This is a genomic window from Hydrogenophaga sp., assembly GCF_041633695.1.
Lineage (GTDB): Bacteria > Pseudomonadota > Gammaproteobacteria > Burkholderiales > Burkholderiaceae_C > Hydrogenophaga.
Genome location: NZ_JBFJMY010000137.1, coordinates 1 through 10,335, shown reverse-complemented (window position 1 = coordinate 10,335; position 10,335 = coordinate 1). Strand labels below are relative to the sequence as shown.

At 64.5% G+C, this 10,335-nt stretch carries 8 protein-coding genes, 1 tRNA gene and 1 pseudogene; 3 read left to right on the top strand and 7 right to left on the bottom strand.

Translation table 11 applies throughout. The features are described 5' to 3' along the window. Positions 1-105: 105 nt before the first annotated feature. From ABYB95_RS10470 to ABYB95_RS10450, 5 genes are all read right to left on the bottom strand, one after another. Positions 106-1,080, bottom strand: a complete 975-nt coding sequence (locus ABYB95_RS10470) for a ribose-phosphate pyrophosphokinase (protein WP_372658440.1) — start codon at positions 1,078-1,080, stop codon at positions 106-108. A gap of 137 nt (positions 1,081-1,217) precedes the next feature. Next, positions 1,218-1,294 (bottom strand) — tRNA-Gln (locus ABYB95_RS10465). Between the two features lie 85 nt (positions 1,295-1,379). After that, positions 1,380-2,297, bottom strand: coding sequence for a 4-(cytidine 5'-diphospho)-2-C-methyl-D-erythritol kinase (gene ispE / locus ABYB95_RS10460; protein WP_372658439.1), 918 nt, complete (start codon positions 2,295-2,297; stop codon positions 1,380-1,382). Then, positions 2,294-2,824, bottom strand: coding sequence for an outer membrane lipoprotein LolB (locus ABYB95_RS10455; RefSeq protein ID WP_372658437.1), 531 nt, complete (start codon positions 2,822-2,824; stop codon positions 2,294-2,296). Before ABYB95_RS10455 ends, ispE begins: the two co-directional genes overlap by 4 nt. Beyond that, complete coding sequence (locus ABYB95_RS10450) at positions 2,821-4,680, bottom strand: tetratricopeptide repeat protein (protein WP_372658436.1); 1,860 nt, start codon at positions 4,678-4,680, stop codon at positions 2,821-2,823. Before ABYB95_RS10450 ends, ABYB95_RS10455 begins: the two co-directional genes overlap by 4 nt. A gap of 83 nt (positions 4,681-4,763) precedes the next feature. On the opposite strand from ABYB95_RS10450, the gene mutM reads away from it, so the two are divergent. The 3 genes from mutM (at position 4,764) to mutY (ending at position 8,743) form a co-directional block, all read left to right on the top strand. Next, positions 4,764-5,579: a bifunctional DNA-formamidopyrimidine glycosylase/DNA-(apurinic or apyrimidinic site) lyase gene (gene mutM, locus ABYB95_RS10445; RefSeq protein WP_372658435.1), complete on the top strand. Its 816-nt coding sequence runs from the start codon at positions 4,764-4,766 to the stop codon at positions 5,577-5,579. Positions 5,580-5,672: 93 nt separating this feature from the next. Continuing rightward, positions 5,673-7,640, top strand: coding sequence for a dynamin family protein (locus tag ABYB95_RS10440; protein WP_372658434.1), 1,968 nt, complete (start codon positions 5,673-5,675; stop codon positions 7,638-7,640). Then, positions 7,637-8,743, top strand: coding sequence for an A/G-specific adenine glycosylase (mutY, locus tag ABYB95_RS10435; RefSeq protein ID WP_372658432.1), 1,107 nt, complete (start codon positions 7,637-7,639; stop codon positions 8,741-8,743). Before ABYB95_RS10440 ends, mutY begins: the two co-directional genes overlap by 4 nt. Before the next feature lie 24 nt (positions 8,744-8,767). Here the strand turns inward: mutY and rapZ are convergent, their stop codons facing one another. Next, positions 8,768-9,694: an RNase adapter RapZ gene (rapZ, locus tag ABYB95_RS10430; RefSeq protein ID WP_372658431.1), complete on the bottom strand. Its 927-nt coding sequence runs from the start codon at positions 9,692-9,694 to the stop codon at positions 8,768-8,770. Beyond that, positions 9,691-10,335, bottom strand: a pseudogene (locus ABYB95_RS10425) (DNA repair protein RecN); the annotation flags it as partial. The pseudogene ABYB95_RS10425 and the gene rapZ, both read right to left, overlap by 4 nt.

Below are 10,335 nucleotides of genomic sequence, written 5' to 3'. Positions count from 1 at the left end.
TTGCATGACTGACTCCTGTTGAGGGGTTCCGCGACCAGAACGCCTCGATTGAAAAAGAACCGCTTCAAATGAAGACGGTTCGCTTTTTGTTGCTCTCAGGTCGCCTTAAAAAAGGTTGTCCTGATCGGCAAACAAACTCATGACCGACTCTCCGGAGGCGATGCGCGCGATGGTTTCGGCCATCAGCGGCGCCACGGAGAGCTGGCGGATCTTGCCGCAGGCCTGGGCGGCCTGCGAAAGAGGAATGGTGTTGGTGACCACAACTTCGTCCAGGGCATTGCCCTTGGAGATGCGTTCGATGGCCGGACCAGAAAAGATGGGGTGCGAGCAATAGGCGTAGACGTTTTTGGCGCCACGCTCCTTGAGCACTTCTGCCGCCTTCACCAGCGTGCCGGCGGTGTCGATCATGTCGTCCATGATCACGCAGTTGCGGCCGTCGATGTCGCCGATCACGTGCATCACTTCCGACACATTGGCCTTGGGGCGGCGCTTGTCGATGATGGCCATGTCGCAGTTGAGCTGCTTGGCCAGGGCACGTGCACGCACCACGCCACCCACGTCGGGCGACACCACCAGCAAGTCGGTGTAGTTCTTCTGGCGCAAGTCGCCCAGCAACACGGGCGAGGCGTAGATGTTGTCCACCGGAATGTCGAAGAAACCCTGGATCTGGTCGGCGTGCAGGTCCATGGTCAGGACCCGGCTCACACCCACGGCTTGCAGCATGTTGGCCACCACCTTGGCGGTGATGGGCACACGGCTGGAGCGCGGGCGGCGGTCCTGGCGCGCGTAGCCAAAATAGGGAATCACCGCCGAGATGCGTTCAGCGGATGCCCGCTTGAGCGCGTCGACCATGATGATGAGTTCCATCAGGTTTTCGTTGGTCGGCACGCACGTGGACTGGATCACGAACACATCGCGTGCGCGCACGTTTTGCATGATCTCGACGGTGACTTCGCCGTCAGAGAATCGGCCCACGTTGGCGGCACCCAGACGGGTGCCCAGGTGCTGGGCGATCTCTGCCGCCAACACCGGGTTGGCGTTGCCGGTGAAGAGCATGAAATCCTGTGGCTGAACTTGCATGGTTTTCCCAGCTGATTGGACGGTGGCGAGATGGCGGCAGGAAGTGCGGTGCACCTCAGCCGCAACTGGCGGTGCAGAAAACGCAGCACCCAGCGAATCCGAGCAAGCGCCGGGTTCCTGGCGTGGTTCAAAAATGGTGGCAGGGGAGGAAGGACTCGAACCCTCGCATGCTGGAATCAAAATCCAGTGCCTTTACCAACTTGGCGACTCCCCTACACAGGCCATTTGCCGTTTGGCAAACCGCCTAAAAAACGTCGCAGGCCGCGCATCTACTGTGCCGACTGCGCGAGACCGATATTCTAATCGGAACACCAGCCCGCCAATGGATGCACATCCAGATTGCTGCAGGTTTGTACCGTCCAGCCCACAGGGGCATCCGACAAGTCCATTCCATACGGCATGGGCGCAAATACCGCTGTACCCGACCCGGTCATTCGGCCTTGCAAACCATGGCTGGAAAGCCATTCGATGCAACGTCCCACATCGGGACACAAGGCCTGTGCGACCGGTTGAAGATCGTTGTGTCCGAAGTCCAGGAGTTCCTGAAGATCACACCCAACCACCCCGGTGGCGTCATTTGCAGCAAAGCCTTGGATTGTAGCAGTTTTTGTATCGCGCTTGAGCAGGGGCGAATTGAAAATCGCTTGCGTCGAGGCGCCCGCAGCGGGTTTGACCACCACAAAGCGGGCGGACGGCAAGCTGATGGGCGTCAATTGTTCGCCCACACCTTCGACCCAGGCGTTGCGCCCGCCGATGAAAAAGGGCACATCGGCGCCCAGCTTCAAGCCAATTTCCGCCAGTTGAGGGCGCTTCAGATCCAACTGCCACAGGCGGTTGAGCGCGAGCAGGCAACTGGCCGCGTCCGAGGAGCCTCCGCCCATGCCCGCTTCGGCAGGCAGGCGTTTTTCCAGGCCGATGGTGGCGCCCAGTGGGCAGCCGGTGGCTTGTTTGAGGGCCATCGCCGCGCGCACACACAGGTCTTCGGCGGGCAAAGCGGCGGAAGAGGCGTGGGCCAGCAAATCCTCGCGTTGAATCCGCCCGTCGGTGCGCAGCTCGAAATGCAGGGTGTCGCCCCAGTCGATGAGCATGAACACCGATTGCATCAAGTGGTAGCCATCGGGCCTGCGGCCCAGAATGTGCAAAAAAAGGTTGAGCTTGGCGGGCGCGGGCACCTGGTTCAGGCGTGTCGGGCCATCGCCGGGACCGAACGCTTTCATGGCTGGAAGACGATGCGCAACTCGGCGCGCGGTTCGGGCAACTCGCGCAGCGCTGTGACCCGGCCCTCGGGCTGTAGCGCCAGATCGGCTTGCCAGCCGGCGGCTTGCTGCGGCTGGCCTTGCAGCCAGCTGAACAGGGCGGCCACTGGCAGCGCCGTGCCACTGAGTTCCGCGGTCAACGCGTCCAGGTTCTGGTAATTGCGCACGTCTGTTCCCTGGCGCAGCTCGGCACCGATGGGAGTCCACAAGACCGTGGCCAGGGTGTTGCCCAGGGGCGATGTGAACCGCAGCTCGCCCGCGTCCGGGGATCCCTTGAGCTCAAACCCGGCCGAAAACGATTGTGGCGGCGTGCTGTCGATGCGCACCGCCAACCGGCCGTCCCAACGGTTTTCGCCCGGTGCGGCGGGCGGGCGCGTGGCGCAGGCGCCCAGCAGCAGGGCGAAGAGCAGCACGCACAGCCCGCGTGTGGAAACAAAGGCCAGGTGGCCCCAGCGGGGTGCTCGCCCTGCCCAGATGGCGCCGCTCATGGTTTGGCTTGCAGGCGTTTGAGAGTTTCTTGCAGCGTCGCGTTGTCATTCGACAGCAGCAGGGCTTCGCGCCAGATTTTCAAGGCCTGCTCGCGCTGGCCTTGGACCCAGAGCACTTCACCCAGGTGCGCGGCGATCTCCACGTCTGGCCGTTTGGCATAGGCTGCCCGCAGGATGTCCAGGGCCTTGGCCAGATTGCCCTGGCGGTATTCCAACCAGGCCAGGCTGTCCTGGATGTAGGCGTCGCCGGGCGCGAGTTCCACCGCCTTTTCGATCAATTGCCGGGCTTCCGGCAAGCGCACGCCGCGTTCGGCAAACGAATAGCCCAGCGCGTTGTAGGCGTGGTGGTGGTCCGGTTTGGCCGCGATCAGCTGGCGCAGCAGCTTTTCCATGGCGTCGAGCCGGTCGGCCTTTTCGGCCATCATGGCCTGGTCGTACACGAGCTCGGTATCTTCGGGGAAGCGTGCAACGGCTTCCCCGTACACCTCGTAGGCCTGTTGGTAGGCCCGGTTGTCGCGCAGCAGCTGCGCTTCAACCACGTACTTCAGCCTGGCGTCTTCCGGGCGCCGCTCCGGCTGGCTGCGCAGCAGGGCTCTGGCTTGCGGGAGCTGTCCTTGTTTGGCCAGCAGCGATGCGCGCCGCACTTGTGCCGCCATGATGTCTTCGGCGTTTTCGATCCGGTCCAGCCAGGCGTTCGCCGCCGAAAAATCTTTTTGCCGCTCGGCAATCTGGGCCATCAGCAAATAGGCCTGGGTGAGGCCACGCGCCAGGCGTTCGTCGCTGGAGGCGCGCGCCAGCGTCATGTACTTTTGCAGTGAGGCGCCAGCGGCCGGCAGCTGGTTTTCCTGTATCTGCAGCGTGGCCAGCAGCAGCCAGGGTTCCGCCGATTCCGGATGGCTTTGGGTCAGTTCCTGCAATTGCGTGCGCGCTTCTGCGGTGCGCTGCAAATCGAGCAGGATGCGGGCGTAGGTCAGCGGCACGGTGATGCGGTCCGCATCGGTCTTTGTCCGCGCCTGCAGGTGCTGGCGCACCAAGACTTCGGCCTCGGTCTGCCCGCGTTCCATCAGCTCCAGGGCCAGCAGCGCGGGCAAGGGCGCACCGGGGTCGCTCTCGTGCGCTCGGCGTGCTGCGCTCAAGGCCGGTGCCCATTGCTCCTGGGCCAGGGCCATGCGCCCCACGGTGGTCCAGGCGGCGGCGGCGTATTCGGGCAGTTGCAACTGGGGGGCCAAGGCCTCGCGCACCACTTGCTGGGCCAGGGCTTTGTCCGGCACGCGGGCAAAGGTCTGGGGGATGGCGTTGATGGTGTCGGTGCGCTCTTTGCCACTGGCGCGCGCGAGCAGGGATTTCAGCAAGGGCCCGGTCTCTTCGACCCGATTCAGTGCCAACAGAATTTGCAGCAGAAAACGATCGGCCTCGGGCGACTCGGGAAGCGCTTGTGACCAGGCGCGTGCGGCGGTCAGTGCCGCTTCGCCCGAACGTGCCTGCAACGCGACTTCGACCGCGCGGCGGTACAGCTGCGGGTCGCGCTGCTTGCGTGCCGCATCCAGCAGCAGCGAGAAACCGGCTCCTGGATCGCCGCCTTGCACATTGAGCTCTCCCAGAAGCAACTGGTAGAACAGCTGTGCGCTCAGGTCCGAGTTGACTGGCGAAGGCTGTACCGCCGAGCTGGCCACGGGCGCTGGCGTGGGGGCGGTGTTCTGAGCCGCCACGGCCAGTGTCCATCCCGCCAGGCACAGGGCCAGCAGCAGGTGTTTTGAACCAGACGCCAGAGGCTTGATCGAGAACGCTGTGGCCGGGGCAGCTGCGCTGCAATGGCTTCTGGTGAGCGGGTTCACGAGGCAGTGCGGCGTTTTCATTGGGTCATGATAATGGAAGGGTGGTCGGTCACAGGCTTGAGAGTCGATGGCGCACCATCTGTTCCATTCACCACCCAAATTCCATGCCCGAGCTTCCCGAAGTCGAAGTCACCCGCCGCAGTTTTGCCGATCGGATCGCCGGCGCCAGCGTGCAAGGGGTGCACCTGGGCAAGTCCTTGCGCTGGCCCCTGGGTTGTGATCCAGCTGAGTTGCAGGGCCGGGTGGTGCACAGCGTGCAGCGGCGTGGCAAATACCTGTTGCTCCGCATGGACCAGGGCCTGCTTCTGCTGCACCTGGGCATGTCGGGCAGCTTGCAGTTCGCAGCCCGTTTGCCGCCACGGGGCGTGCACGACCACTTCGAGCTGCAAACCAGCCAGGGTTGTTTGCGCTTGCACGATCCGCGCCGGTTTGGTGCGGTGGTCTACGCCGACGCGCTGGACGCCCCCAGCGCGTTGAAGCTCTTGAGCAAGCTCGGGGTGGAGCCGTTGGAGGTGGGATTTGACCCGCTGCCTTTCCACCAGGCCTTGCAAAAACGGCGCTCCAGCATCAAACAGGTGCTCTTGGCGGGCGATGTGGTGGTGGGGGTGGGCAATATTTACGCGTCCGAGGCCTTGTTCATGGCCGGAATCCGGCCCAGCTTGCGCGCCGACCGGCTGAGCAAGCCCCGCGCGCAGCGTTTGCATGGCGCGATTGTCGCGGTTCTGCAACGTGCGCTGGCGCTGGGTGGCAGCACCTTGCGCGACTTCTCCAACGCCGAAGGGCAGACCGGCTACTTTCAGCTCGACGCCATGGTCTATGGCCGGGACGGCTTGCCCTGCCGACGGTGTGAGACGCCGATCAAGTCCATTCGGCAAGGGCAACGCTCCACTTTCTATTGTCCGACCTGTCAGAAGCCTTGAGTGGGGGGCCGGATGGTGTGTGGGGCGGGCTGGCCGGTCGGTGCGCAAGCGGCTGCCGATGCTATATTGACTTCTTCTTTTTCCACCCCGCATATGAGCTTCAATCAGGAATTTGACCAGCACGGCGTTTGGCGCAAGGAGTTTGCTCTGCGTCTCAAACTGCTGTCGGAATGGCTCATAGACCACGACCTGATGGAAGCGGGCGTGCGCGAGCGGCTCGATCAAGTGCACGCGCAGGTGCGCAACGACAAGGTCATGGTGGCCTTTGTGGCGGAGTTCTCGCGCGGCAAGTCCGAGCTGATCAACGCCATGTTCTTCGCGGGCTATGGTCGCCGCATCATGCCCGCCAGTGCCGGCCGCACCACCATGTGCCCGACCGAGCTGGGCTACGAGGCGGATGTGCCGCCCTGTCTGCGCTTGTTGCCGATCGAGACCCGCTTGCAGTCCAAGTCGCTGCTGGACTGGCGCAACGCACCTGAAAAATGGGAGCGGGTGGATCTGGATGTGAACGATCCCAAGCAGCTGGCGCGGGCGATCCAGAAGGTGGCCGAGGTGCGGCGCGTGAGCCAGACCGACGCGGCCAAGCTGGGATTCTGGAACGACGACACCCCGGACGACAATCCTTTGCCTGGCGCCGACGGCATGATCGAGGTGCCCAAGTGGCGCCACGCCTTGATCAACATGGCGCACCCCTTGCTCAAGCAAGGGCTGGTGATTCTGGATACCCCCGGTTTGAACGCCATCGGCGCCGAACCCGAACTGACCGTGAGTCTGCTGCCCCAGGCCCACGCGGTGGTTTTCATCTTGGCGGCGGACACCGGGGTCACCAAGTCGGACCTGACCATCTGGCGCCAGCATTTGAGCGATTTTGAGGCTGTGCGCGAGTCCAGCCTGGTGGTGTTGAACAAGATCGACACCATGTGGGACGCCTTGAGCACACCCGAACAGGTGCAGTTGCAGATTGCGGCACAGCGCACCGACGCGGCTGAAATCCTGGGGCTGTCGCCCGCACACGTGCTGGCGGTGTCGGCGCAAAAAGGCCTGCTGGCGAAGGTGAACCGCGACGACAAGCTGCTGGAGGCCAGCAACCTGATGGCGCTGGAGAAGGCGCTGGGCGTGGGCTTGCTGGGCGAGCGGCGGCGCATTCTGCGCGCGGCGGTGTCGGCGGGCATCCAGTCGCTGCGCCAGGAGACCGGGCGTCTGGTGCACACGCGAGCGCGCGATCTGGTGGAGCAGATGCAGGAGCTGGATGGCTTGCGCGGCAAGAACGAAGGCGTGATCAAGCAAATGCGCTTGCGCATCGAGCAGGAACAAGCCGATTTTGATGCCAGCGGCGCCAAGATCCAGGCGGTGCGGTCGGTGCATCTGCGCTTGCTCAAGGATTTGTTCGCCTTGCTCAGCAGCTCGCATCTCAAGTCGCGGGTGGTGGAGCTGGCGCGTGCACTCAAACAACCCGGCATCAAGCTGGGGGTGCGCCGTGCCTATGCCCACACGTTTGACCAGCTGCGTGCCGATCTGACCAAGGCCGGCACCTTGGCCACCGATATCCAGTCCATGCTGGAAGGCAGCTTCAAGGGCTTGAACGCGGAATACGGTTTCTCCTTGCAGCCGCCCACCCCGCCGCAGCTGGAGCAGTACGCCAAAGATCTGGGCGCCATCGAAAAAAGCCACATCCAATACCTGGGCCTGGGCAATGCCTTGCGTTTGGCCCAGCCCGAATTCGCCGAGCGTCTGGCACGTGCACTCATGAGCCGGCTGCGCGTGGTCTATGAAACCGCAGTCAACGAAGTGGAGCTGTGGAACAAATCGGCGGCGGCCCAGCTCGATGCTCAGTTGCGTGAGCGCAGGCGCAATTTCAGCCGCCGCATCGAAGCCGTTTCCCGCATCCAGCAGGCCGCCAGCGGCCTGGACGAACGCATCCGCGAACTGCAAGACCAGCAGACCCAGCTCAATTTGCTGGATGCCAAGCTGGTCGAGCTCACCAGCATGCTGCTGGCCGATCCCAAAGCCGAACCCGTCGCCACGCCCGTCCCGGTACCCGCGCCCGCCTTGGTCGCATGAGCCGATCGCCGGGTTTGCAGCCGCCTGCGGCGGCTAGGGTCTTGCCGCTGGCGTTTGCGCGTCGGCTGATCGATTGGCAATTGAAAGCGGGGCGCCGTGGCATGCCCTGGCAGGGCACGCGCGATCCCTACCGGGTCTGGTTGTCGGAGGTGATGCTGCAGCAAACCCAGGTCAGCAGCGTGAGCAGCTACTACCCGCGCTTTCTGGCCCGCTTTCCCGATGTGCACAGCTTGGCGGCCGCATCCTCAGACGATGTCATGGCCTTGTGGAGCGGGCTGGGCTACTACAGCCGCGCGCGCAACCTGCACCGCTGTGCGCAGGTGGTGGTGGCTGAGCACCAGGGTATTTTCCCGACAAGCGCGCAGGCTTTGCAGGCCTTGCCTGGTATCGGCGCGTCGACCGCCGCAGCCATTGCCGCGTTTTGCCACGGCGAGCGGGTGTCGATTCTGGATGGCAATGTGCGGCGCGTGCTCTCGCGCTTGCTCGCCTTCGAAGGCGATCTGTCGCAGCTGACCAGTCAGCGCGAGTTGCTGGCCCTGGCTCAGGCCTTGTTGCCGGTGGCACCCAGCCTGCAGGACATGAGCGCTTATACGCAAGGTCTCATGGACCTGGGTGCAACGCTGTGCACGCGCAGCCGGCCGAACTGCGAGGGTTGTCCGGTGGCCGGCTTGTGCCAGGCCCGCGCACAGGCGCAGGTGTCGCGCTTCCCTATCAAAACCCGCACGCTCAAACGTCGGCACGAAAGCTGGTGGCTGCTGCTGGTGCGCGACCGGTCCGCGCCCGCTATGCCCCGGGTGTGGCTGGAGCAGCGACCACCCCGTGGTATCTGGGCCGGTTTGTATTGCCTGCCGGTGTTCGACAGCGAGGCCGCTTTGTTGGCTGCGGCGCCGGCCAGCATGCGCCCAAAGCTCGAGCCGCTGACGGCCGTCGCCCACAGCCTGACCCACCGCGAATTGCGTTTGCACCCCATGGCGCTGGACATCGAAACCAGCGCGCGAGTGGCGTCGGCAGACCGCTGGTTGCCTGCTGGGCGCTGGGTGGCGCTGGACGCGCTGGAGCAGGTGGGACTCCCGGCGCCCGTGCGGCAATTGCTGCGCGGGTAAGGTGCGGGTGAGGCGTTTGGGCGCTTACGGGGTCTGCAGCAGGTTGGACCAGTCGTCGGCTTCGCGGTGACGCACCCGGGCGGCCCATTCGCTGGCAAACGCGCGCGCCAGCGTTTCGACCAGATAGACCGAGCGGTGCTGGCCGCCGGTGCAGCCAATGGCCACCGTGACGTAGCTGCGGTGGTCGCGCCGCATCGTCGGCAACCAGTGCCGCAGGAATTGGTCGATCTGCTGCTGCATTTCGCCGACTTCGGGTTGCGCCGCGAGAAAGGCCGCCACCGGGGCGTCGCGCCCGGTCAGGTTTTTCAGGGCCGGCTCGTAGTGCGGATTGGGCAGCATGCGCACATCGAACACGAAGTCGGCATCCATCGGGATGCCCCGCTTGAAGGCAAAGGATTCGAACACCAGGGTCAGCTGCGATTGCACCGTGCCGATCAAATCCTTGACCTGGCTGCGCAGCTGGGCGGGCCGGATCAGGCTGGTGTCGAGCACCAGGGCGTTTTCGCGCAGCTGCGCCAGCAGTTCACGTTCGTGCTCGATCGCGTCGGTGAGCGCGCCTCGCTGGTCGGCCATGGGCTTGTGCGACAGCGGGTGTTGGCGGCGGGTTTCTGAAAAGCGGCGCACCAGGGTGTCGGTGGTGGCGTCGAGGAACAAGGTGGTGAGCTGCACCCGCTGGCCGGCGTGTTGTTGCAGCAGCTTCAGCTGGTGCGGCAAGCCGGGCAAGGAAGCCGCGCTGCGCACGTCGATGGCAATCGCCACTTTGGTCGCATGGTGGCTTTGCTCCAGCGTGATCAAAGCGTCCAGCAACTCGGGTGGCAGGTTGTCGACGCAGTAAAAGCCCATGTCCTCCAGGGCGGTCAGCGCCACGGACTTGCCCGAGCCGGACATGCCGGTGATGAGCACCAGCTCGGTGGCCGGCAGGTTGTCGGTCGGAACGGGCAAAGTCATCATGCGGCCAGCAGTTCGCGGGCGTGCGCCAGCGAGATTTCGGATTGTTCTCCACCGCCCAGCATGCGTGCAAGCTCGTGCACCCGTGCGGTCTGCACCACCGGTTCCACCTGGCTCAGTGTCTGTTTGCCGGCCTGCAGTTTGCTGACCAGCAAATGGTGATCGGCGCAGGCCGCCACTTGTGCCAGGTGGGTCACCGCCAGTACCTGCCGGTCTTGACCGAGCTGGCGCAACAGGCGGCCCACGGTGTGGGCCGTCACACCGCCCACGCCGGCATCGACCTCGTCGAAGATCAGCGTGGGGGCCTGGCCGAGCTGGCTGGTTACCACCGAGATCGCCAGCGCAATGCGCGAAAGCTCGCCGCCAGAGGCCACCTTGCCCACTGGGCGCGGCGTCACGCCGGCGTGGCCGGCCACCAAAAATTCCACCTGCTCCCAGCCATGGGCTTGCGCCTGGTCCAGCCGCGTCAGAGCCACCTCGAAGCGGCCGCCCTGCATGCCCAGCGTTTGCATGGTGTCGGTGACCGCCTTCGACAGCTTCGGGGCGGCCTGGCGGCGTTTCTTGCTCAGACTTTGCAGCAGCAGGTCAAAGCTCTTCCAGGCTTGGCGTTCGGCGGCTTCCAGCCCGGCCAGATCCAGGGCCTG